This is a genomic window from Paenibacillus sp. FSL W8-0919, assembly GCF_038003785.1.
GTDB lineage: Bacteria > Bacillota > Bacilli > Paenibacillales > Paenibacillaceae > Paenibacillus_AQ > Paenibacillus_AQ lactis.
The window spans coordinates 20,870-45,721 of sequence record NZ_JBBOPV010000001.1; the positions used below are offsets into that span (position 1 = coordinate 20,870).

A 24,852-nucleotide genomic window follows, 5' to 3' on the forward strand; every position below is an offset into this window, starting at 1 on the left:
CCTACTTGGAATCGATGATTTTTTGAATGCGTTGCTGTGCGTTTTTTACGGTTGTATCAAGATCCTGGCCCGACAGCATCATCGCGTCGAATTCTTCGACGAACACTTTCTCCAGCTCCGCATGGAACGGCACCGCGACCGCCGCCGTCGTTTGTTTTGTATGTTCAAGCACGTAGAGCAAAGATTCCTTGTCGATCATTTCCGGGGTTTTCGTGCCGGCGATGATGTTATCGACGACTTCGTCCATGTTCACCTTTTTCCAGGAAGGAAAGTACTTCCCTTGAAGGGCGATTCCCTCTGTCGTATACCAACGGATAAACGTGTACGCTTCTTCTTTATGCTTCGATTTGCTATAGATCCCCAGCACATCACCGCTGACATTGCCCGAAATTGGATCTTCCTTATTCACCTTCGGAAGGGGAGCGAAAACCGTTTTGAATGTCGCCGGCACTTGATCCGTTCCTCCGGTTTCCGGAACCAGGAATGATCCCATTGAAATCATGCTCGTTTCCTGATTGAAATATTGGGGGCGATAGTTCAATTTTTGGCTGATGACTTCCGAATACGGCGTCACGAAGCCCTCCTCCTCCCCTTGCAGCCGCAGCTCCAACGACTTGCGAACGCTCGGCGTATCCGCGTTGGCTGCCGCTCCGTCGTCCGTGGTCAAGTTCGCTCCGACAGCTTGATTCATGCTCTGAACAAAGTATGCTTGCGTGGACCAACTATGGAAATAAGTTCCGTATCTTGTCTTGCCGGCGTCGGTTTTTGTCATCGCCTTGGCATACTGCATATATTCGTCCCACGTCCAATCCTTCGGAAGTTCAAGCCCCGCCTCTTTGAGATGGTTTTCATTGATGAACACCAAGGGGAGAACCGATTTGCCCGGCAACCCGTACGTTTTCCCCCCAATCCTGGTATCTACCGTATACTCGTCAGCAAGGACTGCACCTTCTTGCTCCAGATAGCCGTCGATCGGTTCCAGCATGCCGAGTTCCATACGCTGGCTGAGGTAATTCATGTTGCTGAACATTACGACGTCCAGCGCTTCGCCGGAGGCCGCGGCGAGATCGAGCTTCTTGTAATATTCGTTGGAATTGTTGTCTTCCGCGGATACGAATTCCACTTTGATATTGGGATGTTTTTTTTCGAATTCCGCGATGGCAACATCCCAGTTGTCGGTCTTCTTCGGATACCAGGTATGCAGTTTGATGGTCACTGTACCGTCCGCTGCGCTGCCGTTCGAACCGGCCCCCTGGCTTTCTCCCGAACCTGAAGCACATCCTGATACGATGAGCGAAAGGATGGCCGCAGCAGCGAAAAAGCGCTTCCAATTTCTTTTGAACATGTGAATTCCCCCTTGGTATATGATAATAAGCGTTCCAAAAAAACCAGACGATGACGGTTTGAACTACTGTTAGATCGTTTATCCTTTGACGCTTCCTGATGCCACCCCTTCTATGACTTGTTTTTGACCTATAATGAAAATAATCAGCAGCGGCAGGATTGCGGATACGGCTCCCGCCATCATGAGCGAATAAAATTCGCCGTTAAAATCGGCAAATTTACGAATGCCGAGCTGCAGCGTGAACAGTGAATCTGTGCGCAGGAAGATCAGCGGGTTCTGGTAGTCGTTCCAGGTCCAAATGAAACGGAGAATCATGTAGGTCGAAAGCGCGGGTTTGACCAGCGGCAGCCCGATCCGGAAAAAAATTCTCCAGTGGTTCGCGCCGTCGATTCTTGCGGATTCGATAATCTCGTTATGAACCCCCATGAAAAACTGGCGCAGCAAAAACGTGCCCAACACCCCCGAAGCGCCCAGCAACACGAGGCTCATGTGATTGTCAAACAATCCGAGCCAGCGAAACATAATGAATTGCGGAACAAGGATGGCTTGATGCGGAATCATGTACGTAGCCAATACCAGTATAAAGACCGCATCCCGTCCTTTGAAATGAACCTTGGAAAAGCCGTAAGCCGCCATGGCGGAGATGACCAAGGATAATGCAGTCGTCAGTAAAGTCACCTTGATGCTGTTCAGATAATAAAGCCCGAACGGGATGCTCCCCAGCCATACCTGGCTGTAATTTTCAATGACTTTCCACGTACTCGGGATCCATTGAATCGGATAAGTCATCACCTCAAGCTCTGGCTTGAACGATGCCGACAACATCCACAGAAACGGCAGGATAAAGAAGATCCCTGCGATGCCCATCAGGGCCGTAATGATGACCCGGTTCAGTCGAATGGATTTCATGTTTAACGGCCTCCTAGTAATTTACCCACTTCTTCTGTCCTACCCATTGGATCAAGGTGATGAACAGTATCAGAATCAACAGAACAATCCCCATGGCGGATGCATACCCGGATTCCAGATTCACGAAAGCCTCTTCATACAGATAGAAAACAATAACGGATGTCGAACCAGCCGGCCCTCCGTTCGTTAGCACCATAATCAGATCAAAAACCTTGAAAGATCCTACAACCCCTGTAATCAACAGGAAAAAGGTTGTCGGCGACAGCATAGGCAGCGTAATTTTGAAAAACTGGCGTATCGGCGAAGCTCCGTCCACTTCGGCCGCCTCATAAAGATCCTTCGGAATGCCTTGCAGTCCGGCCAAATAAATGATCATGTTAAACCCTAGCGAAGTCCAGATCATGATGATCATGACGGCCATCAGCGCGTAGTTCGGATCCGCCAGCCACATCGGTGGGTGATCGATACCGATCGACCGTAAAAAGCCGTTAATCGGTCCGCTGTTCGGATGGAACAGCACCCTCCAAAGCAAAGCGATTGCAACAATACTAGAAATAAACGGCATAAAATAGATGACTTTGAAAAAGCTCTTGAAGTACGTCCCCTTGTTAATCAGTGCCGCGAGCACCATCGCAATGAACATGGACACCGGAACGACCGCGATCAACACGATGTTATTTCGCAAGGAACGGTGAAACGCTTCATCCCGAAACAACTCCGTGTAGTTGTCCCACCCGACGATGTTCAGCCCCCCAATGCCCGCAATGAAATTCCAGTCCGTAAAACTGATTACCCCCGACAGCACAATCGGGATGACGACCAAGGTCATCGTCAAGACCAGCATCGGTAAAATAAATAAATATCCGGTAACGTTCTCATAAAACGCTCGTCTTCGGATCACCCTCATCACCTCTTTTACATTCTCTATTTTTTCTCATTATAGACATCGGTGTATCCGGTGCACATGAAACGATTTTTTCTAATCGGAAAAGATTTTTGCGATATTTTTTCCCGCATAGAAAAAAATGTTGAATGAAACCGTCCACAGAATGCTTTAATATTTACTTATCACGCAAAAGCAATCGATTCATTGTGGCCGAGGTGATCGACAACGAATGCGCATCCGACTGAATTTCAAGCATGTGTCCCTGCGAAAAAAACTGATTCTTACATCCATTGCTTGCCTCGTACTGCCTGCCATCGGCATGCTTTACACCACCGGCGTATACTCCAAAATCATCATTCGCGAGCACACGCTCGGAAAAGCGGAGCAATCGCTCATGATTGTGCAATCTCAAGTGGAAGCGATACTGGAGGAAATGGTGTCCATATCGAACTTCGTCCAATTGGATCCGGAAATTAAAACACTATTGGAAGAGGCGAAAAAAAGTCCGGTTGCCGCGAGGCAGCTAACGACCCGATTGGAGCAGGTCGCCGGCGAGAAGCAGGACCTGCGCCTGACCTTGCTGACAGAGGACGGCCGGGCATATTCCGATTACTCCTTCTACGACTTTCAGCCACAGCGCTTTTTCCGGCAGGACTGGTTTCCCAGGGCGGAACGCTTGACGCCTTACGAGACATTATTTTTAGGCGGACTGGAAAACTACCTGCCACCGCTGTACCCTGAACAGAAATATGTTTATATGACCGCGCGGGCATTGACCGAGACCGTTCATAAAGCGCCGTTTGCCTACCTCGTGGTCAGCCGCACGGAAAACAGCATTCGTGAGCTCTTTGCCGATATGGAGGAGGACGTGTATTTGGTAGACGAGAACAATCGCATCCTATCGAATCGCCATGCCGATTGGATCGGAGACCGGTTCGAGAACGTGCTGCCGCATCCTATTTCAGCTTCGCCGGAGATTATTCAAATCGGCGGAGAAAATCAATTGCTTCTTTCGCTCCCGCTTCGTTTTTCGGGATGGAAGCTTGTAAGCGTGGCTCCTTACGAACAGCTTACGGGAAAATTGAACGGGATTTATAAAACGATGCTATTTCTGCAAGCCATGTTCGCGATCGGCTTTTTGCTCGCCCTTACCTATTTGTTGAGGCGCTTCACCAAGCCGGTTCTGGCGCTCGGGGAGGCGGCCAAGAAAGTGGAATCCGGGGATTTAAGCGTGCGTTCCAACGTTCGCGGACCTGATGAAATCGGCCGGCTCGGCCGTTCGTTCGACTTTATGCTCGACCGCATCCAGCAAATCCTGACGCAGGTGAAGATGGAGCAGGAATTGAAGCGTCAAGCCGAAATGGCGATGCTGCAGGCGCAAGTTCATCCGCATTTCCTCTTTAACGTTCTAAATTCGATCCGACTGAAATTGTTGATGAGAGGTGATGATGAAAACGCTGTCACAGTCGAGTCGCTATCCTCGTTGCTCCGAGCAAGTCTTAGGCAGGATGAATTCGTCACGTTTTATGCCGAAATGGAAACAGCTAAACAATATACGGACTTAATGAAGTTTACTACGCGATTTCCGATCGAGATTCATTGGGAAATCCATGCGGACCCGTTTGCCGTTACCGTCCCCCGCTTTATCTTGCAGCCGATTATCGAGAACGCGTATAAACACGGCTTTTCGAAGAATGGGGGGATGATTTGGATCCGTGCGCAAACCGCCGGCGCTTCATTAAACATCACGGTCGAGGATAACGGCTTGGGCATAAATCCGGATACGCTTGAGGAATTAAAGAAGCGGCTTAGCTATCAAAAGCAGGATCTCATCGCGCAGAAGAACTTGGGCGAACGGATCTCTTCTGACGGTATCGGCCTGATCAACGTCTTCAGCCGATTGAAATTGTTGTACGGGGAGCGGTTTGAAATGAACATTCAAAGCGAATACGGGCGGCGCACGACTGTGGAGCTGCTGCTGCCGATCGAGAATGCAGGGGAGGATGATCAACGTGTTTAAAGTTCTTCTCGCCGACGATCATTATACGGTATTGGATTATTTGAGTGCCGGCATTCCCTGGCCGACACTAGGTCTGGAATTGGCTGCCGTTTGTTCCGACGGCGGCGAAGCCTGGGAAGCTTGCCAAATTCATCGTCCGGACATTCTCGTAACGGATATCGGAATGCCCGTCATGGACGGACTGGAATTAATCGAAAAAGCGCGCGCAGCCAACCCGCGGTTGAAGGCGGTCATTTTGTCCTGCCACGAAGATTTTCACTACGCGCAGACGGCCGTAAAACTTAACGTGAGCGAATATATTTTAAAGGAGAGTCTTCGGATTGATCAGGTCGTTTCCGTGCTGGGCCGATTGACGAACCAATTGACCGTGGAAAATGACTTGGAACACGACCGGAACCAGCTCCAAAAGAAAATCCAACAACATCTTTCCGCCATTCGATCCGGATTGATCCGCAAGTTTCTTGAACAACCGGTCTGGAGCGAAGCCGAATGGGCGAACGAATTTCAAAATTTCGGTATCCTTCTCCGTGACGGCGTCCCTTATCTGCCAGTCCTGGCCCTGCCGGAGAGAGCCGCCGAATTGGAAGTCCGGTTCGGCGGAGCCGTCAACATGCAGTTTGTGATCCATAACGCCTTGCAGGAATTAGTTCGTTTTAACGGAAGCTTCTTGTTTGTCCTGAACGAACGCCAATACCTGTTTCTGTTCCCCTTCCCGCATACGTTGACACGGAATCTCTATGAGGACGTTCAGGACGAACTGTCTCGCGTCCAACAACAGATGTTTCAACATCTGCGCATCGGCATTTCGTTTATCCGCGGGGAAGTGAGCCGCGAATTGCTTCATTTGAAAAAAGAGATCCAGAAATTGCTTGATGCCGCAACGTTTCGATTCTATTCGGGCGAGCGCGTTTATGCCAACATGCAGCCCCTGGAGACGACGAAAGAGGATATTTTCCTGCATTATTCCAAAGCCCTGCAGGATTTGAAAGATTGCATTCTTGCCGGGGACAAGACCCGGATTTCGCTTGCCGTCAGAGAATGGAAAGGTTTTATAGAAAGCAAGGTCTATCCTGTGGAGGCGGTAAAATGCTGGGTGCTCAAAATGACCATGGAACTCCAGCTCAAGTACACCGTCATGCAAAACTTCGTCACGAACTTCAATACCGAAAGGCTCCAGCGGAAAATTGCCTCGATTGAAACGCTGGACCATTTGCTGGAATGGCTCCAAGAATTTCTCGAAAAAAAATCCGTCGAAATCGAGTCGCTTCGGGAACAAACCGTCGTACGCCGGGAAATTGCCGAGGCGCAACGATACGTCCGCCTCCATATGGGCGAGAAAATCGCCATGGAGGAAATGGCGCATCGCTTGAATCTGAACCCGTCTCATTTCAGTCGTATTTTCAAGCAGGAAACCGGAGAAACCTTCGTCGAATTTGTCACCCGCACGAAAATGGAAAGAGCCCAGGAGTTGTTGAACCAGTCCGATTTAAACGTTGCGGAAATTTCCGAGCAGCTCGGATATGAGCATACGAGCTATTTTATTAAGCTATTCCGGAATTACGCCGGGATGTCGCCGAGCGAATACCGGCGATCAATATAAGGCATCAGCTTACTGAAAGTTGTCATGAAGAAAAACAGGAGACCTGCCTCTGTTTGCGAGAGATGATCTCCTGTTTTTCTTATGAAGTTCAACCGATCCACTATCATGGGTCATGTTGCGAGCATCAATAACCAATTTATCTGGGAGCACGAGGTCTGCTTAGGACTTGGTGTCCTTTTTTTCATGTTCAACAATACATCGGACCGTCAATGCAGAAAGTGGTGATGGATCTTCAAGTTCTGGATTCGGCTTTCGGTTAAAGGTAACTTTTCACGCAGCCATTAAGGATCTTTGATCCGTCTTCGCCTTCACCCCTCCCTACGTACCGTCCTGGCTTGCATTATGCCCTGAATTCTATTAACTTAGTTTTGATAGCTTCATATATTAACCATGATCGTACATGCCGTTGTAAGGGAGGATTGGGAAAGGCGTGATTCGCAAAAAGAACCGATATATCATAGCCATCTTCATGGCCTTCGCTGCCCTTTTTACCGGCTGCAGCACGTCCGTCAAACAAACTGTCCCGCTGAACACGGACCCCGAATCAATATTAAGCGCAATCTATGAGTTGGAAGGGATCAAATCCGCCGAATCCGTGAACACGGAGCCTTTGACCGAAATCTCGGAGATCGAAGACAATATCAGCATCCGCTACCAATACGTTTTCTTGGTGAGAGATGCCGTCAACCAGAATAATCAAGCCGTTCCAGATCGGCTGTATGTCGTTTCTGCGGTCGAGAATACGAGGAACGATCGGGAAATCAGCATCCAGTACACCGACGGCTCCATCAATGGGGAAACAGCCAAGCACAATCCGCGGCACCGTCCCATTACCGTAAACCTATGCCCGGATGATTCCAAATCTCCTTGCGGGGCTGAGGATTCGAAGACTTATCAAGCGAATGCGGTTGCTTTTTCGTTGGACCAATTCCCTGCATTTCGTTCGCATGGCAATGTCGTTGATATTAGCGTTAAGTATGCATTGGGTAAGAATAAAAAAGAGCTCCGCGAGCAATTTCTAAGTGATTCGGGGTTGCAGGAAACTGGTGATGCTGTCGTTTCCCTGAAGCTGCCGGATACATTCGTGAAATAACAAGAAGCACGACGAGCAATAGGAATCCGTTGATTTAAGGGCACGAGGTCTGCTTAGGGGCTTGGTGTCCTTTTTTCTGGTTTAAGGATTAACCTAGTAATTGAACAAAAGAAATAGGTTGACCGTGATCGGATCATGACCTATTTCTAATCCCTGTAACTGCCTATTGCTCCAGCATCAATTATCCAAGCCTTCGCCAATTCTTTGGACAATTTCTTTGTCCCAGTCATCTAGATCATTCATTAATTCCTCATACTTCTTATTCGACTCAACTGTGTTTATTGCTGGAAGTGCTGCTATACTGTAATGTCCCAATGTATCAACTCCAAAAAGCTTATTCACTTTAGGGTCTCTAAACTTACTTAATTCTGCTAGTTTCGAGATCATTTCTTCGTTACCAAGTCTTCTGCTGACAATTTGGCTTATCGCGCTGACTAAGACCTGATGATGAGGAATATCTAAACACTTGATAATTTCAAGATCGCTTAATTTGCCTTCTCGTATTTCCTTCGATAAACTTAACGGTTTCAGTTCCATTCCCCCCTCCCCCTCGTTCATTTATAGGGCCAAAAGCTCTCTATTTGATATTGCTTTCTGTTCGATAGCTGTTCGACGAAGCACCTGGCCTCCTATTATAACGGTCCATATGTCGTTGTTTGCCCTCGTGTACGTAAAAATGTAGGTCAGGTCACTTACCTATATGATACTAATAGCAGGGATGGTTGGAGACAATACCCTTAGAAATTGTACGAACCAGCGGTATGAGATGACAGTGGGTGGTAAAATCAAAGTGCCTTCCTTACAACTTCGGGTATGAGCACTCAGAATTTAATCTTTCCAAAACCAAAAGAGAAACCCTCGCCCAATATCTACCTACAATTGCTTATTATCCACTATTAAAATCCTCTGATAATTAAACAAACTTCTTTTTTATTAAATGGAAATTGCATTGCCGATGAAATATTCCGTAACGATACGTTATATGATATAATCATTTTATAAACAAAAAAGTAATATTATTGCAAAAATGTAACTCGATAATTTGAAACATTATAGCAACGGGATTCGTAAAATTTTACAATAAAGGAAACTTTATCTCCAGAACAGGAACATACGTTTCGTATAATTAACAATCCTAGTTTAGATTAAACAAAAGGGGGCATGACATATGGTAATTTTCCAGGGCAAACTCTCTATTAATCAATCCGATTGGTTGAAACCACCAAGACTATCAAGGGAGCTTCACCAACATATCATAGATATAATGGAGTCAAGTCCTACCTCTAACTTCTTTTGCAAGATCAGTGAGAACTTTCCGAATATGCTCATTTGTTTAGTAGAAGAAAATCAATTGGAAACGCATACAATTTGCCACTTTTTTTCTTTTGACCATATCGGAAATGATTACTCTTATCAATCCATTATAAAAGAACAGATAGCTTTCATTGAAAGCTATCTGAATGAGCTCAATCTTGCTTAGTGGACCTCTTCCTTTTTTGTTCTTGCATCACACGTTCATGTTCTTCTTCAATCGTTTTCGAGAGCAGGTCTGTAGCTGTCATGTTAAGCTTCTTGGCAGCTTCAGCCAACTGCTTTTTTATATAGGCCGGAACATCATAATGGAACTTTACCTTGTTACCGTAAGCCAATACCTTCCCCTCCTATTGTTCCATGACTTCTTGGTACTTTTTCTCGATGATACGAATTAACAGTTGCGTCGCGGACATGTCCTGCAAAGCAGCCGCTTCAATCAGCTTTTCTTTGATCTCCGGTTGGAATTCATATGGCAACTTAAGCTTAGGCTCAACCATACGACCTTCTAATGTTCGCTCAGCATCAATTGCAAGTTCTACTAACAACTGCAACGGCGAGTCAGTTGAGGCCTCTCTACCGTACTTAGGAAGTACGCGAATTAAGTATTGTTTAAGGGCTAGTTGATTTTCTTCCGGTATTTCAATACTTATGCCATCGTTGTTGACCCTAATTTCGCAATCCACATTATAGCCAAAAAGGTTAATCATGTATTTCATACGGACCCTCCTTATCGCTGTTGTTATTATATAGCGAAACGTTACGTACTACAACATATCTTTTTCTTTCTTGGAATCGATTTTGAATAATTCTGTAAAAATCCCATTACCATTAGCCTTATAACTAGCTAACAGACCTAGCGTAGCCATAACCACCAATTGCGACTGGGATAGGCCCGTCCGATTTGCCATTTGTTCCAGTTCGCTTTTCGCAGGATCAGGAAGATAAACCGTCAGTCTAGGGGGCTTTTCTTTATTAATCACTCTTACTCCTCCCACTCATAACATATCTCTTGTGTTATTATAACACATATTTTATGTTATTTATATAATAGCGCACCGTAATATGAATATCAACATGGCTAACAATAGAAAGTACATTTATGGATTTCGGCTCAATGATACAACTCATTGGAAATGTCCGTTTCCAACTTGCCCCTAACCCTATCCAATCAGTTCTAGTCATTCAATAAACAGATGGAAGTGTTGGAAAAACGGCAAGCACCCTGGTCAAGACAATGATTTGTTAGACAGAGCCTAATTTTAGAATAGGTCGGAAGCTTCTTAGGATCAGCAGAGAATATCCTTAAACATAGCCTTTCCTTCTTCACGACGATATTTTCTCAACCATTTTAACCCTGCCCTGATCTAGGATATTAAAATAAGCTGTGATCTCTTGTAACTCCATCCTTCCTCAATAAGCAAACGAATCGCTTCAACTTTTAAAGACTCAGTTTAATATTTAAACTTCTGACCTTTCTTAGCTGGCATAAAAAATACCCCCTAAAATTTCACCGGATAAACCAAGTGGTTTTTCCAATGCCTATTCTAAGGGGTGGGAACTTCACTTACCGTCAGAGGGGCCTTATTTCGAGTTTAATGGATTTAACTTTCCATTCAAACCTGTATATTTCTTACAATATTTAAACTATAAATAATGAACAGTATAGGCTTATAGCTACCTAACTTTGTTAGCTTTAAGTGAGCTGTTTCATTAGTAGAAAACTATCGATAAAGCGAGCCCTTTCCTTTTCTGGCTAAATAGGCTATCGGATTTTTTAAAAACCCTTACGGTTTATTTAACAGGCATACCAATGAATGTTTCTAATTCACCTAGATCTTCTACCGTGAAAATCAGTCGCGCTGCCTGCTCGTTGACAGGAAGATAAACCTCTACGTTTATGCGTCCTTCCATGTTCACAAGCAGAACCAATCCCGATTTGATACTACGCTTTCCTAGATATTCTACCACTTTTTTGGGTTTATAGGTATTTTTCGGATCCTCACTTATTTCATAAACGATAATGTTACCACTTTGATATTCAGATATATTATTGTTAATAATAGCCAATTCATTATTGATAGGTACTCTTTCGATTTGTGTGTCTGAACTGTAAGGAGACAGAATCTCAGATTTATCTGGTACTTCTTCAATTAATGAGTAGTGAAAGTAGCGATCATGCACTGTGTGGACGCCGCTTAGTTCCTTGGAGATTCGATAATCGTTGGAACGATACAATTCGAACCAAAAATCTGGTAATGATGGATCATATATAAACTCAAGGGGCCCTGCCTTTTCATCGTAGGCAGGAAATACGTAATCTCGATTATCAAGTGCATTTGTAACCTCTTTCTTCCACTCCTGATAAGATGAATCTAAATCTACTGCCTTTGCTCCTCTTTGCGAGTTACACGCAGATAATAAAAGGACCAAACATCCAATGATGGTAACGTATCGCCAAACTTTGATTTTAATCACCTTCAATTCTTGTTAGTTTAAATCCTAATTGATCAAGTAATTAATAGTATATCATACATAAAAAAGCAGAGAAGGACATAAATGTCTCCTCCGCTTTTCAAAATTGTAACTTTTAAGTGTTTTTGCCCACTACTTTTCTATATGTTGTCGTGAAAGAAACTGCTGGCAGCTCTCGGCTATACCATGGGGAAGTACCGCACCATCCACTGGCATAGTTCATTAGGTTATATACGCTTTGCCCATAACAAGTATGTGACGTTCTAGTTGCACGGGTAGTTGTTGTACCTCCATTCTCAGCAGTAAAAGGTGTGAAATAAAGGACTTCTCCACCACATGATGGAATACTACCATTCCAGTTTGTCGTAGATTGCTTTACCAGATCTTCGCTGGTGTAGTTATCCCTGGTTCCATCCAATGTCCGGATGAGCCTACCGATAAATTCCGCAAAGATCTTGATGCCCAAAGCCCCGGCTGCGTTTTCTGTAGTAACCAAACTACCGTTACCACGAAGGTCTGCAGTCGTGTATTTGGTATTCTTCGCCTTGTTATACGTATTCAGCATGTCAGTACCGATTTGTGTTAACCCGTAATAAGGACCTGCGGTTACTACCCCACCTGTTTCAATACTAATGACAGATAGTAAAAGACCAGGATTGACACTGTATGAGCTACCATAAACATTTGCCCAATAACGCCATTTTTGAATTGCACTATTTCGAATATCGTGGACATCCCAACCTTGGGCATTACATGGAGGACACGTTTCAACTGTAAATGCCATATTAATCATCCTTCCTAATCTGAATTTTGATATATGGCAACATGGGATATAAGAGGAAATGGGTTGATATCCCTTCAAACCAACTCCCTCAATGTTGCTGTATTCGTATAATATCATATTACGTAACGTTACGCAATATAATATTGGTAAATAGTTGGGTCTATTTAATATTAGTAAATCTACGAATATTTCCTTATCCTGTATACTTTTATTATAGACCAAAAATATGTAGCGTTACGTAACGTTATATATTATTATATCAGTAATACTTAACATAAAGGAGGTTATATAGTGGATACCCAGGCCCTAGTGCAACTCATTGGTAATGTTGGATTCCCCATCGCTTTATCTTTAATCCTACTTCAATCCATTCTCGTGAAATTCAATAAGCAAATGGACGGATTGGAAAGGAGGCTAGCCCAATTAGATAAGACGATGAATCTACTTCTTCGATCTTTTCATCAGAAAGGTGTGAAAGAATCTTCTTCGGAAGAAATGAGAAAAAAAGTATGAACTAACACCATAAAACAGTAAAGGAGACTATCTTATGCAATGTCGTGAATCTTTACTCAGAAGTATTCGTGCTATTCATTGCTCCGTTTTGAACTATGCCCATTGTATAAACCAAGCGAATGATGGAAAGAAAGAACATTTATTCACCATAGGTTTAGAGTTAAGTCATCAGCTTTTAAAGATACGAAATAGGTACATTGAGCAATACGGAGTAGATCCTATCACCGGCCATATATGTAACTCTGTCTATACTTATTGTGACAAACAAAAACAACAATAACTCTCATAGTAGGTGCTGGCTTGTTCAGATCATTTCAGTACAAGCCAGCCTCACTATTTTTAATGCTATGATTTCAATATTGTCCACTAGTGAAGCTTAGATAAATAAATCGTTCATAACCATCTGCGATTATTTTTTCAAACTCGTTATTCAATTTTCCAAATGAATTTGGATCGCTCCGCTCTGTTTACAACTGCTGAATCTCCTCCCTAACCTGAAAATCTGTACGTCCTGATCGCTGCAACTCTGCCTCCTGTTCACGTAATTGCCTTGCCTGCTGACAGTAACCACGAATTTCATCCATAAGCTGTTCGTATACTACGCGAGCTTGGGTAATAGAGCGTACCTCCTTTTCTGCTTCTTGTGCTGGCTGCTGTTCCTTCAATCCTTCGGCCACTACCTGTTCACGTTTGCTATTCGTTTCTTCCTCCTTTGATTTTAGGCACGCAAAAAAAACTCATTCCTACTCATAAAACAAGTTGGAAAGAGCTTTGAAAGTTTATCAAGTGTTTGAATCAGTTAGTGTTTGGTTTGTATTGTACGATCTTGTTGTCATAATGTAAACTCTTCACAATGGAAACTGGCTGTAATTAAATCGCTAATAAAGTGATTATCTTATCTTTGACAGAAATCGAGAAGGCATCATTTGTTTTTTGTATGTGAACATCAACGTATAGGCTAGTTATTTCCTTCTCAAACACTACAAATGAAGCTAGATTAATATATACATTCATCTTTTTTATAATCAAACTCTCTTCATCAATTTCTATCTCAATTCTTTTTATATCATTGTAAGGTCGCAAAATATCACTTTGACAATAGACATTCTTTCCACCTCGAACTTCCTTAACAAATTTTTCACCTAATAAACTTAAGAGAACTTGATAATTCGGTTCGCCATCTTTGAAAATATTTATAAACTCAATAATTAGGTCACAAAGAGGACTGTTTCTTAATTTCTCTTCCATCCTCTCTCTTGAATCATCTAGAAACCATGAATCCAAATCCACTGGTGTATCGTCTATTATTCCTGGGACATATGGCTTACTGTATAGAAAATCTTTATTCATATTTCACCCTACTTTCTATGAGCTTTATATTCCCCACCTATTTTTTCGGCAACTCTGTCAAATAGCATATCCCATACTGCATCTTTATTACCGGTTTTAAAATATTCTTGGGCTAAAGGATCATTTCTTAGTTCTTTTTGAACATTAGCGAATGTACTTCCTAATTCTTCAGCATTCACTTTCCAACCGTCTGCCCCTCTTTTCATACTTAAAGTAGTACCATTAGGTGACACAGCTCTTGTTTCTGCCATATTAAAATCTACTGCTGTGGCTATATCCTCAAGGCTAAAAGGTCCATTTGTAGGATGGTTGTGAGTAAACACCGTATCTTTAGCGATATCTTTATGCTTACTTAAGTTTATAGACTTTTCAGTACCAACAACAGTCTCTCCTATTAAATTACCATTCTTATCAAAAAACTGACCATGTTCCAAGGGTTCTTTTCGAATTTGATCTTCAAATTTATTAACTGTTCTTAAATAATGAGCTTTTGGCGTCCCCTCATCCCCCGACTTATCACCATCACCGCCAGGATCGCCGCTATCATCACCGCCACCGCTACCGCTGCCATTACCGCTACCACTACCACCACCGCTACCGCTTCCATTACCGGCGCCACTACCGCCACCATTACCGCCACCACGATCATCATGCTTTTTATTCAGTGGGCCTCTCCCCCTAATTCCAGCACGGTTGAGAATAACCTCCCCAACGATCAAAGCTGCCGCCTGCCCCAAATAATTGGACCAACCACCTGCTGAATCGACTTCGGCCTTTACGTCTTCGGCAACTCTTTCGCGGTACTCATTGCTAAAAAGCATTCGGCCCGCCCATATCCCCGTATCCTTTAACGAGTTCCCTAACTAGACGGCCCCGATCTTTACGTCCTCCCATAGTTCCCCTGCTTCTTGCTTCACGGTGTCCCATGCCTTCCCGGCTTCCCCTTGCTATTCAGCATGTCTCCTGCTTCTATGAGATTGTATGAGATCATCCGTTTGTTGACAAGAGGGGTCCAAATTATGAGTATAGGGGAGATTTTCGTTCCCGAATTACTTTCATGAGGTACTTTATTTGAAATAAGCACTATGCGCATGAGGTTCATGTATTTGTTACCAATAAAGTTGCATGAGTTACTGGTATTCAAATACGATCTATTTCTTCATCTGCTGATTCAGTATGCCTTTTTAGCGCACGAGTTTCAATTTTAGAGCGTTCTATTGTTTAAGGAAAGAAGGTAATATAGGGCAAAAGAAAAACCTTGACTGAGTGACGAGCACTCGATCAAGGTTATACTAATTACTCTACGGTTACATTATCACTTCTAAATGTCATTATTTTTATATCTTCTTCACCTTCAAAGACGATTTTTATGTCTTTCGAAATTGAAGAAGAATCCACATCCGTACAACTGATCTCCAAGATTGAATCGGAATCTACCGTATCATTTGTTGAATCTAAATGATAACTTTGTACATTTTCAAAAGTAACCTTAATTACTTTCATTTCATCTTCCTCGGGGCTGTAATTTTTTTGTCTCCAATTACAGAGATCGATATCGAGAACCAGTTTCTCGCCGTTAATACCAATATTTTCTAATAGACTGTCATGCAGATCGTATTCTTCAATAAAAGTAGCTATTTTCATACTTACTCACCGTCCTTTATTGCTTTCGAACCTTTACCCACAGGATTTTCGTCAATATCAAAATAATAATCGACTTTTTTATCGGTATTCATTTGAGGTGGTTCAGCCGCCCCACTCATTCTGTACTAGTTGGAAGGCGGCACACGGTTATAAGAAAACCACAATACGGACGGATAGCTCGCATTGTGGCTTGGCAGGTTTTTGCGATCTTTATTCAAGTTATATACCTAATCTGTTTTTTATTTTTTCTAATGAAGTATTAATCTTATTTTTATCTTCAGGGTGCTCATCAAGATGTTTTGCACTAAAAATAATTATGTAGTTATAAAATTTATCATACTCAATTACTGCCATTACATTTTCGTCGGAAGCTGGGGGCTCTCCTATAAAGCACACTTTCTTATCCCCAATGTAATACTCCTCTTCTGGCTCATGATAAGATGAAAATTGTACCTCTAGTGGACCTGATCCATACCCATGTCCCTCAATATCCCCAAAATACTCCAAAGCCCTTGGGAATTCAATAACCCAGAAATAAGATTCCACCAGTTTGTCAATTTCGTCTTTTTCTGTAAGTATTCTATACAGTTCTTTCTCTCCTTTTAGTCCTTATAATCAAAAGTCAGATAAAAATTACTTGAGTTAAATGTGTTATTCGTTGAAGATGGGTTCATTCGTCACCAGGCAGTGCCTTCTCTAATCTATAAATTTTCCATCAAAATTACTATATCTATATCCCTTAAGAATTTCAGTAAAATAACCATTATCCCAGACATGTGATGAATTATCCAAATATACATGTCCTTTAGTAAAGAAAGATAATTCATTATCACCATTTGATAAAAATAAAGCATTTGAATTATTGTTTTTCATCAAATTGAACACTAGAGATAAAGCAAACTTAAAGGATTCATTATTGTATAAATTGTTTATAAAGCGAATACTCAATGTACTTTCAAATACAAACTCACTGCTCAAAAACTGAGTGTCATAAGCGTTATAGGGATATTCGCCAGACTCCGTTAAGTAAACAGACAGACCCAGTGATTTTTCAAATTGACTAATTTTAATTCCTTTTGGAATGTCTATTACATCAATATTTTTATACCCCATTGAAGCTAGTTCTTGTAATAAACAGGATTCAGATATTTTTTGTTCTGTTTTGAGAGAATATTCAATAGCCACTTGAGCACTCCTATATTATGTAAATCAATTGCTATTAATTCTTTAAGTCCATTAATCGGCCAATCCGCTAATCGTTTAAAATTGATAAAGTATTAATTAAATTAATTTCCACCATTTCAAATAACAATGATGAAAGTCTGTTTATTAAAGTGTACAACATAATTGCTCACTAGTCCGCTATATTGATGACGTTATCTTTAACCTGATAGATGATATATTTATGATTCCATTGCTGCAAGGTAACGATCGCTTCTTCATTTCCCTTTTCAAAAAAATAATTAGAGCCTTCTTGCTCGACATAGCTCCATCCTTTACTGCTCATTCGCTCTTTTAGAAGCTCAACGGAACGATCCTCTCTTGCCAGATAATGCCCCACTTTATCCATTGGAACTATTAATTTCTCCGTAGTACTCAACGTGTACATGAGCTTTAGGTTATGGAATCCGATATTATTGATATAGGCACCTACGAACATAACGACAAGAAATACGATGCCAATAAAACCGAATGCTATGATCTTCCGAGGTTTCTTCAAAGTCATTCGCCACCTCTGCGTATAGCTGTTTATTGTATTATATCAAAATCAAAACTGGCGTATGCCCTGGTAATGCAATATCCGGAAAAGGCGCGCGACGAAAGATCCACACGCCGAATGCATTCGATTTGTTCACCGCATCTCATCACAATAATTGGATGATTACCAATTCGATCTAATCCTCATACTGGCATGAAAGATGAATTTGCTTGGCTTAGTGATCTCCCGCCCGATTAACGGGGATGCGTGGTGGACGGCGGACAGAATATTATCTAAATAGGCACGGTTGTTTAATAGCCACTAATCAACTGATAGGTTACCCAAACATAGGTATAAGTGTTTTGTTTCGGCACTGGGTAGCCCCACCAGTACTTATTGAAACCTAGCCAATAAACACTACTGCCCCATCTCTTCGAAAAGCGATAGGAAGTTCAGCTTCAAGTAATTCAATTCTTTCAATTATCTTTTCTTGTTTTTCGCTAGGTAAATTTGTTTTTGCCCACTCCTTTATCTGAGATAGCTCCTTCATCACAAAAGGCAAGTCTTCTTTCTCCATATCTAATCCAACGGAAAAAACATTAATCCATTCTAAGTTCAGTTCTTCAATAGCAGGTATCCAACATTCTTCGAAAAAAGCTTCTGACGCTACAGGAATGTAAAATTTTTCCTCAAACTCGTTTTCTGAGTTTAATATCATAGCTGCAATAGACATTAATCTTTCCCTCCAAATATTGCTTCAAATGTGTGGTCAGGAAATTCTTTTCTTAGTTGATTTAGGCTGTTCTCGACTGCCTGCCTTAGTTCAGGTGTATCTCCGTCCAATCTAAAGACGAACTTACGGATATTTTGGATTTGGTCTAGTGAAGGTACATCCGGCGTACCATTTTTTGTCGGTCTAGTTGCAATAGCTTCTTCCAGGTTAACTATCCTTTTTCTAGTCTTATCTAGTATTTGCTTATCAGCAAACTGCTGAGGAGTTTGGGCAGGTAACCCTGTTTTAGGATTTACTATGTTTAATCCTTTAGCTGTTTTATCTTCATAAAAAACACCGTTCTTCAAATCGATTTCGTCTAACTCACCGATTGGTCTTCCATTCTTATCAACAATCTCTACTTCTTTTACCGGTTTAACATTACCCGTCCCCTCATTCCCCGACTTCTCACCGTCACGATCGCCGCTATCATCACCGCCACCGCTACCGCTGCCATTACCGGCACCATTACCGCTACCACTACCACCACCGCTACCGCTTCCATTACCGGCACCACTACCGCCACCATGATCATTATGCTTATTATTCAGCGGGCCTCTCCCCCTAATTCCAGCACGGTTGAGAATAACCTCCCCAACGATCAAAGCTGCCGCCTGCCCCAAATAATTGGACCAACCACCTGCTGAATCGACTTCTACCTTTACGTCTTCTGCAACTTTTTCGCGGTACTCATTGCTAAAAAGCATTCGGCCGGCCCACATCCCCGTGTTCCAAATTTCCTCGACCGTCCCGATGGTTGCATTATAGAGCATCTCTTTCCCGGTTCCAAGCGGATCTTCGTACAAGGATATTCCCGTATCCTTTAACGAGTTCCCTAATTGGGCGGCCCCGATCTTTACGCCCTCCCATAGTTCCCCTGCTTCTTGCTTCACGGTGTCCCATGCCTTCCCGGCTTCCTGCTGCACCGAATTCCAGGCTTCCTCCGCTTTTCTCCCCATATCCTCTACGGCCCCATAGCCTGCGGGTCCCCTCATCACAGGGAATGTTCCCAGCACATGCCCAGCAACTTGGATCGGTTGTACCCGCTCATCTGCTGACTTAAATCGTTGGGCAATCCCTCTCAGCTCCAGGCTTGTCCGATGGATATGCTCCGTGGTCTGCATCAACTCCCGATGCGCCTGCTGAAAATCCACGTAAAAACGGGATCTCGTCGTACCTTCCCACCCAGACTCCAGCATATGAATGTTGTTCTTTTTCAGCATGTATATCATTGCTTCCAGCTGTTCATGCGCCCTGGAGCATTGCTCTGCAACGCGCAGCAACATCTCCGGTGTGACCAAAATTCTACTCATAACAACCTCTCCATCTTGCTTTCGGGATTGAACCCGATCTCCGATCATAGCTAACTTAAATATTTTACTCCACTTCAATTATATGGAAAAGGTTCTCAAGGCCTTGCTATGTCATTTAAAACTAGGATCTTTTTCTCAGTTAGATACGGGACTTTATTACGAGCGAGGTTTTCAGTATTATGACCATTATTATTGGGGGGAGGATGAAGGGAGTCACGACATGGCATACCTTAAAAAAGGGGCGAATAGATGGATTAATTTATCCTTTATTATTCTCGCCCTTGGTGGCACTGAACATGTTCGGATCGGCTGTATGTCGTTTCTGCGGTCGAGAATACGAGAGAAAGGATCGGGAAATCAGCGTCCAGTATATCGACGGCTCCATCAATGAGGAAATAGCCAAGAACAATCCGCAGCATCTTCCCAATACCGTAAACCTATGCCCGGATGATTCCAATCCCCTTGCGGAGCTGATGATTCGAAGACTTATAAAGCAGATCCGGTTGTTTTTTCGTTGGACCGACCAATTCCCCGCACTTCGTTCGCATGGCAATGTCGTTGATATTAGCGTTAAGTATGCTTTAGGTAAAAATAAAAAAGAGCTTCGCGAGCAATTTCTAAGTGATTCAGGATTGCAGGAGACTAACGATAATTAGAGCCTTCTTGCTGGACATAGCTCCATCCTGTACTGCTCATTCGCTCTTTTAAAAGCTCAACGGAACGATCCCTAATGTACCTAAAGAATTGGTACTCAGGTTCACCGGACTCTAACAAGAACCAATGATGGTTATCATTCCGTAGAAAAGTTAAGGGTGGAACCGAATACATCTCAAAAGAGATGCTACCTGATGATTGTCGGGTTGGTGATGCACTTTCCATTAGAGTAGTAAAATTACAGTTGATAAGGCTGAAACCTTGAAACTCAGAGAAGAAATTAATGATCTAAAGAAAATATTAGAAGATTAGCACGATAAAAAAACAAGCCGCTATAATGAACTTAACCCTGTCAAGTAGACAGCCTAAAAAAGCAGCCTTAAGCAACCCTAGTTCGGTACTCAACCGGACTAAGGTTGTTTAGTTTTTGTTGAAAACGTTCATGGTTGTAAAAATGGATATATCGTTCAATTGCCTTTACGAGCTCTTCCTCGGTCGAGAAAGTGTCGAGTCGAAGACATTCTGACTTCAGGTGTCCAAAGAAGCTCTCGATACAAGCGTTATCCCAGCAGTTTCCCTTACGCGACATACTCACTTTAATTTTCTTACGCTTCAAAAAAGCATGGTACTCCTTGTGAGTATACTGGAAGCCCTGGTCGCTGTGGAGCAGCAGGTTGGCTACTTTGCGTTTATGTACAGCTGCTTGTACGGTCTCCAGCACAAGCTTTAAATTGTTGTGGCGTCCGATCCGAAAGGCAACCACCTCGTTGTTATACAGGTCAAAAATAACCGACAGGTACAGAAAGCGAGAGCCGATTGGCAGATAGGTCACATCGGTGACCCATTTCGTATTGGGTGCCGTGGCGTTAAAATCCCGATTCAGTACATTGGTTGAGGTAATCCCTGCCTCCCGACGGCCAAAGTATGGCTTCCTTCGCCTAATACGCGCACGAATCCCCAGTTCTTTCATCAGCCGGTACACACGCTTATGGTTGACGTTCAAGCCAAAGGTTTTCTTTAGCCAGACACGAATCCGTGGGTATCCGTAAATGCCCTTTAGCTGAGTATGGCACTCTAGAATCTTCTCTTTCAGAGCCTGCTCATCGATCTGTTTGGGCGTTGGATTATTCTTTCTGGCTGCCCATTTGTAGTAACTACTTCGAGCGATACCTGCCAGTTCACACAGCAAGGCCACGGGGAAGTTGCTAGTTAGCGCTTCGATGGCTTGGTAGGTTTGACGTCGCTTTGCTCTTGCCCCCTTTGCAGTTCCCATAGCTTTTTTAGCAAGGCATTCTCCGCTCGCAGCCGCAGGACTTCTTCCTCCAATGTTTTGGCTTTCTTCGGTCTCCCGTTCTTCGAACCCGTCGAGGTGCCTCTTTTTTCCTTGAGACCCTCAATTCCTTCTCGCTCGTAGTGAGCCACCCATCTTCGAACCATCCTATCATCGATGCCCAAGGTCTTGGCTACCGTCTTGTAGCCAAGACCTTCCTCCAGGAACATCGCAACAGCCTTGCGCTTAAATTCGATGTCATATGTCTTTCTTATTTCGCCCATGGAAAAAATCCCCTCCAAAGTAGACTTTAATGCGCTTTTTACACACTGTCTACTTAAAGGGGATAATATCATAAATATAGGGCTTGTTATTTATGAAATTATTCTTGTTTAACATTCTTATTTCTTAATTGGCTTCTTCTTAAATAACAAGTAAACGATGAAAGTAAATACAGCTGCAACTAATAAACTAGTGACTGCGGTTAAGAAGTAGTTGTTTACACCGTTCGAAGCGTTAGATTCTAAAATCGGATAACCTCCAGTTCCATCTGCATCAGGATTTCCACCATGTGACTGGACTTGTTTTAGAAAGCTGATTGTTTTTTCGGAATCCCATAACTGATTATTGTCCATCCCACCCATCAATGCATTTTTTTCTGCCGGAACGTCTGGGATATTTACTTCTTTACCATTCAAGTTTGCTACTAGATACCTAATATTTCCGTCTTTAATTAAAACCGGATCAGTGTAATCACTGTTTGTAGAAAGTGTATTTGTCATTATGTCTAATGACTTAGCCAATCTAGATGCATCTCCTCCTGCAACCACTACTCTGAAACTATCTTCATACCTTTCGATGGTGAGAAAAGATTTGCCTAATCCATTTGACATGACAATAAATTCATATTGTCCAGTTGGTTTTGAAACATCGATTAAACTTGTAGAAACATTATTGAACTTACTAGCGTCAAACAAATGAACTTCAAAACCTGGTCCAAGCGTAACATTATTCACCTCATCTTTATCGGCATAGCCATATCCAACTGGATCTTCGAGAATTAATTTCTTAAATTCCTCAAGCCCAGTTCCTTCTGCATACTTTTGAATATCTTCTGGAATATTTGTACTAGCATAAATGTTTTGTACTGAAATAAAACAGATAAATATACTAATCAAGAACACAGAAAAATATTTTACTTGTCTCATTTATTAGCTTCCTCCTTTTTTTGTAATGTAGTTAATTGTAATGCCAGAAATCCTTTAATCCCCATCTCCAGGTTCTGTCTGCACCTGATCCTCCATTAAATTTTGAGTATTCCATCGATGTTTTTACTCCATCCCAAGGGTCCAGATAGTTCATGTACCAAGTATAGGTAGGTGTATTGCTATAGCCGTAGATAGCAACGGCATGGCCATCTATCGCTGTCGGACTATTCCATTTCCAACTAACGTACACAGGACGTCCCCCATCGATTTGACTTTGAACTTGAGATACATTTAAATTCCCTGAATAATAGTTTGATGATACTCCATAGCTATGCATACCGCTCTGAGCTTCCGTCGTTGTAGCCGAAACATTAGCACAGGTACTAGTGGACTTCACTTTCTTTACGAAATCACACTGATAAACGTTTTTACTCGCCATAAACTTAAGGACACTAGAACTTACTGCCGCCCAGCACCAACTATCCTTTTCTTGTTTAGCAATTGGATATGAGGGGAGATCTCTGGAAGCAGCAAAAGTTTGTGTTATGAAACTTACAGTAAATATTAAGGAAAATATAGCGGTAAGAATAAATTTGCGGTGTCTCATTTTGATAAGCCTCCTTTAGTTTTTAATGATCGTTTTTTGCATTATATTCTTCAAGACCATGGACCCTATTTACATGATAAAGTTTATCCCCCCTCTATATGTCATAACATCAAGCCACGCATTACCCCTAACTAAGATCTAAGATGTTAAAAAATAACTTACTGAAGAAATTATCCGTATATTTTAATTAACGCCTTAAGATCAATAAATGTTTCCTTTTTTTCTTATTTTTTTATTCCTTCCCATAATTAAACAAACATTTAAAGGGAGGGCATATCTTTTTCTCAGTAGATACGGGACTTTATTACGAGCGAGGTTTTCAGTAATATGACCATTATTATAGGTGGGAGGATGTAGGGAGTCACGGTTCTACGAAGCCCTCGGAAAGGTACGAAGTTTACCAGGACGAGCCCAGCCTAATCCCGTGTAGATCAGTCCTTCCTATATCAGTGAGCTGGAGAACAGTGAAAAGCGCCCTCTCTGCTAATGATTATGGCATTAGCAAGGGCGCTAAAGTTAAGCCTTTGGCTCTACTTGAGGATTATGAGAGGTAAAACTAGATACTTAGATGTTCGCCTCCAGTAGTCGGAGACTTCAACATTCCAACAAAATAGTGGTGAAAGTTCAGTTGATCTCCAAGTCTCTTAGCGGACTTTAGATCTCTGCTTGCTAGTATGGTGTATTTATATAGTATCGTTTAAAATGAAAATGATCCCCCTATCTCTCCTTGAAGTAGCTTCGTGACAAGTTATAACTTAAGCTTAGTCAATTACAGATTGCCACTCTATTATAGAATATCTATGTAACAAACCTTGTCATCGAATATGTGTTCTTGTTAAAATAAAAACAATGTCCCTCATAGGGAACATTGCAAAATAACACATAAGAAACTAAACCGCCTTGCTTTTTCACATTCGTCAACACTTTGTTGTTGAGAACATCACCTCTTAATCATTTTCACAACATCAATCGACGGTCCTCGTCAACATATACATCCATTCGCCAGAAATCGATGAATCCCTTCTATAGAACCATTCCAGATGTAAGTTCATTATTTAATCACCATTACTAATGACCTACTACTAATCCGAATGACAACCAAATCGTTATTGGTTTAATCCTCTTTATGTGGATCGGGATCGCAGCTTTCATCAGATTTTTGCTCCTCTTCCCTATACTTCTCCTTCATTTCATCATAAAACTCTGTTATTTTATCACTCGTTAAACCTAACTTCTCAATGACTTGTTTAATCTCCAAATGCATTGCACGGTTTCTTGGTTTCATGGGATTCCTCCATCACTAATTCCTCATTTATCCATAGTTTAAAGAATAGTGGTGACATGGGAATGCCAGCAAACGTAAGTTCGGAACCCAAAAATCGGCATAAAAAAAAGACTG

General features: G+C 42.4%; 28 protein-coding genes. 5 read left to right on the forward strand and 23 right to left on the reverse strand.

Annotated features, from left to right (window positions below):
• Position 1 precedes the first annotated feature (1 nt).
• The 3 genes from NST44_RS00110 to NST44_RS00120 form a co-directional block, all read right to left on the reverse strand.
• The gene (locus tag NST44_RS00110; protein WP_028404396.1) at positions 2 to 1,345 is read right to left on the reverse strand and encodes an ABC transporter substrate-binding protein; all 1,344 of its coding nucleotides are present in this window, start codon (positions 1,343 to 1,345) and stop codon (positions 2 to 4) included.
• Between the two features lie 78 nt (positions 1,346 to 1,423).
• Entirely contained in the window at positions 1,424 to 2,254 is an 831-nt protein-coding gene (locus NST44_RS00115) for a carbohydrate ABC transporter permease (RefSeq protein ID WP_077569614.1), read from the reverse strand.
• Between the two features lie 13 nt (positions 2,255 to 2,267).
• Positions 2,268 to 3,161: a carbohydrate ABC transporter permease gene (locus NST44_RS00120; protein WP_340897215.1), complete on the reverse strand. Its 894-nt coding sequence runs from the start codon at positions 3,159 to 3,161 to the stop codon at positions 2,268 to 2,270.
• Positions 3,162 to 3,369: 208 nt separating this feature from the next.
• On the opposite strand from NST44_RS00120, the gene NST44_RS00125 reads away from it, so the two are divergent.
• The 3 genes from NST44_RS00125 to NST44_RS00135 all read left to right on the forward strand — a co-directional run bounded on the left by NST44_RS00125 (position 3,370) and on the right by NST44_RS00135 (position 7,853).
• On the forward strand, positions 3,370 to 5,160 hold the full coding sequence (locus NST44_RS00125) for a sensor histidine kinase (RefSeq protein WP_340897217.1): 1,791 nt from the start codon (positions 3,370 to 3,372) through the stop codon (positions 5,158 to 5,160).
• Positions 5,144 to 6,760: a response regulator transcription factor gene (locus tag NST44_RS00130; protein WP_340897219.1), complete on the forward strand. Its 1,617-nt coding sequence runs from the start codon at positions 5,144 to 5,146 to the stop codon at positions 6,758 to 6,760. The genes NST44_RS00125 and NST44_RS00130 overlap by 17 nt, the downstream gene beginning before the upstream one ends.
• Positions 6,761 to 7,190: 430 nt before the next feature.
• The gene (locus NST44_RS00135) at positions 7,191 to 7,853 is read left to right on the forward strand and encodes a hypothetical protein (protein WP_340897221.1); all 663 of its coding nucleotides are present in this window, start codon (positions 7,191 to 7,193) and stop codon (positions 7,851 to 7,853) included.
• A 177-nt stretch (positions 7,854 to 8,030) separates the two neighbouring features.
• Here NST44_RS00135 and NST44_RS00140 read toward each other — a convergent pair whose 3' ends face one another.
• The 6 genes from NST44_RS00140 to NST44_RS00165 all read right to left on the reverse strand — a co-directional run bounded on the left by NST44_RS00140 (position 8,031) and on the right by NST44_RS00165 (position 12,423).
• Positions 8,031 to 8,390 carry a hypothetical protein gene (locus NST44_RS00140; RefSeq protein WP_340897223.1) on the reverse strand — a complete coding sequence of 120 codons (360 nt, stop codon included), beginning with the start codon at positions 8,388 to 8,390 and terminating at the stop codon, positions 8,031 to 8,033.
• Positions 8,391 to 9,319: 929 nt separating this feature from the next.
• Positions 9,320 to 9,502 carry a hypothetical protein gene (locus tag NST44_RS00145; protein ID WP_340897225.1) on the reverse strand — a complete coding sequence of 61 codons (183 nt, stop codon included), beginning with the start codon at positions 9,500 to 9,502 and terminating at the stop codon, positions 9,320 to 9,322.
• A gap of 12 nt (positions 9,503 to 9,514) precedes the next feature.
• Positions 9,515 to 9,883, reverse strand: coding sequence for a hypothetical protein (locus NST44_RS00150; protein ID WP_340897227.1), 369 nt, complete (start codon positions 9,881 to 9,883; stop codon positions 9,515 to 9,517).
• 48 nt (positions 9,884 to 9,931) lie between these two features.
• The gene (locus NST44_RS00155) at positions 9,932 to 10,147 is read right to left on the reverse strand and encodes a ribbon-helix-helix domain-containing protein (protein WP_340897229.1); all 216 of its coding nucleotides are present in this window, start codon (positions 10,145 to 10,147) and stop codon (positions 9,932 to 9,934) included.
• 811 nt (positions 10,148 to 10,958) lie between these two features.
• Positions 10,959 to 11,642 (reverse strand): hypothetical protein, encoded by a 684-nt coding sequence (locus tag NST44_RS00160; RefSeq protein WP_340897230.1) that lies wholly within the window; start codon positions 11,640 to 11,642, stop codon positions 10,959 to 10,961.
• 112 nt (positions 11,643 to 11,754) lie between these two features.
• Positions 11,755 to 12,423 (reverse strand): hypothetical protein, encoded by a 669-nt coding sequence (locus NST44_RS00165; protein WP_340897232.1) that lies wholly within the window; start codon positions 12,421 to 12,423, stop codon positions 11,755 to 11,757.
• 291 nt (positions 12,424 to 12,714) lie between these two features.
• Here NST44_RS00165 and NST44_RS00170 point away from each other — a divergent pair, with 291 nt between their 5' ends.
• Complete coding sequence (locus NST44_RS00170; RefSeq protein ID WP_340897233.1) at positions 12,715 to 12,936, forward strand: hypothetical protein; 222 nt, start codon at positions 12,715 to 12,717, stop codon at positions 12,934 to 12,936.
• A 467-nt stretch (positions 12,937 to 13,403) separates the two neighbouring features.
• On the opposite strand, the gene NST44_RS00175 is transcribed toward NST44_RS00170, so the two are convergent.
• The 9 genes from NST44_RS00175 to NST44_RS00215 form a co-directional block, all read right to left on the reverse strand.
• Complete coding sequence (locus NST44_RS00175; protein WP_340897234.1) at positions 13,404 to 13,613, reverse strand: hypothetical protein; 210 nt, start codon at positions 13,611 to 13,613, stop codon at positions 13,404 to 13,406.
• Positions 13,614 to 13,806: 193 nt separating this feature from the next.
• Positions 13,807 to 14,286 carry a hypothetical protein gene (locus tag NST44_RS00180; protein ID WP_340897236.1) on the reverse strand — a complete coding sequence of 160 codons (480 nt, stop codon included), beginning with the start codon at positions 14,284 to 14,286 and terminating at the stop codon, positions 13,807 to 13,809.
• Between the two features lie 8 nt (positions 14,287 to 14,294).
• Positions 14,295 to 15,107, reverse strand: coding sequence for a hypothetical protein (locus NST44_RS00185; protein ID WP_340897237.1), 813 nt, complete (start codon positions 15,105 to 15,107; stop codon positions 14,295 to 14,297).
• Positions 15,108 to 15,582: 475 nt separating this feature from the next.
• Positions 15,583 to 15,930, reverse strand: coding sequence for a hypothetical protein (locus tag NST44_RS00190; RefSeq protein WP_340897239.1), 348 nt, complete (start codon positions 15,928 to 15,930; stop codon positions 15,583 to 15,585).
• Positions 15,931 to 16,149: 219 nt separating this feature from the next.
• Positions 16,150 to 16,476, reverse strand: a complete 327-nt coding sequence (gene cdiI, locus NST44_RS00195) for a ribonuclease toxin immunity protein CdiI (protein ID WP_340897241.1) — start codon at positions 16,474 to 16,476, stop codon at positions 16,150 to 16,152.
• 150 nt (positions 16,477 to 16,626) lie between these two features.
• Positions 16,627 to 17,115 (reverse strand): SitI3 family protein, encoded by a 489-nt coding sequence (locus NST44_RS00200; protein ID WP_340897242.1) that lies wholly within the window; start codon positions 17,113 to 17,115, stop codon positions 16,627 to 16,629.
• Positions 17,116 to 17,284: 169 nt separating this feature from the next.
• Positions 17,285 to 17,650: a hypothetical protein gene (locus tag NST44_RS00205; RefSeq protein WP_340897244.1), complete on the reverse strand. Its 366-nt coding sequence runs from the start codon at positions 17,648 to 17,650 to the stop codon at positions 17,285 to 17,287.
• A 382-nt stretch (positions 17,651 to 18,032) separates the two neighbouring features.
• Complete coding sequence (locus NST44_RS00210) at positions 18,033 to 18,362, reverse strand: hypothetical protein (protein ID WP_007131112.1); 330 nt, start codon at positions 18,360 to 18,362, stop codon at positions 18,033 to 18,035.
• Positions 18,362 to 19,714 carry a WXG100 family type VII secretion target gene (locus NST44_RS00215; protein ID WP_340897245.1) on the reverse strand — a complete coding sequence of 451 codons (1,353 nt, stop codon included), beginning with the start codon at positions 19,712 to 19,714 and terminating at the stop codon, positions 18,362 to 18,364. The genes NST44_RS00210 and NST44_RS00215 overlap by 1 nt, the downstream gene beginning before the upstream one ends.
• A 179-nt stretch (positions 19,715 to 19,893) precedes the next feature.
• Here NST44_RS00215 and NST44_RS00220 point away from each other — a divergent pair, with 179 nt between their 5' ends.
• Positions 19,894 to 20,370 (forward strand): hypothetical protein, encoded by a 477-nt coding sequence (locus tag NST44_RS00220; protein WP_340897246.1) that lies wholly within the window; start codon positions 19,894 to 19,896, stop codon positions 20,368 to 20,370.
• Between the two features lie 377 nt (positions 20,371 to 20,747).
• Here the strand turns inward: NST44_RS00220 and NST44_RS00225 are convergent, their stop codons facing one another.
• The 5 genes from NST44_RS00225 to NST44_RS00245 all read right to left on the reverse strand — a co-directional run bounded on the left by NST44_RS00225 (position 20,748) and on the right by NST44_RS00245 (position 24,738).
• Positions 20,748 to 21,641: an IS3 family transposase gene (locus NST44_RS00225; RefSeq protein WP_340897247.1), complete on the reverse strand. Its 894-nt coding sequence runs from the start codon at positions 21,639 to 21,641 to the stop codon at positions 20,748 to 20,750.
• Positions 21,578 to 21,922: a transposase gene (locus tag NST44_RS00230; RefSeq protein WP_007128026.1), complete on the reverse strand. Its 345-nt coding sequence runs from the start codon at positions 21,920 to 21,922 to the stop codon at positions 21,578 to 21,580. Before NST44_RS00230 ends, NST44_RS00225 begins: the two co-directional genes overlap by 64 nt.
• A gap of 117 nt (positions 21,923 to 22,039) precedes the next feature.
• Positions 22,040 to 22,846 carry a hypothetical protein gene (locus NST44_RS00235; RefSeq protein WP_251536545.1) on the reverse strand — a complete coding sequence of 269 codons (807 nt, stop codon included), beginning with the start codon at positions 22,844 to 22,846 and terminating at the stop codon, positions 22,040 to 22,042.
• A gap of 31 nt (positions 22,847 to 22,877) precedes the next feature.
• A complete protein-coding gene (locus NST44_RS00240) occupies positions 22,878 to 23,453 on the reverse strand; it encodes a papain-like cysteine protease family protein (protein ID WP_028404407.1) in 576 nt (191 codons plus the stop codon).
• Between the two features lie 1,114 nt (positions 23,454 to 24,567).
• A complete protein-coding gene (locus tag NST44_RS00245; RefSeq protein WP_340897254.1) occupies positions 24,568 to 24,738 on the reverse strand; it encodes a hypothetical protein in 171 nt (56 codons plus the stop codon).
• Positions 24,739 to 24,852 lie beyond the last annotated feature (114 nt).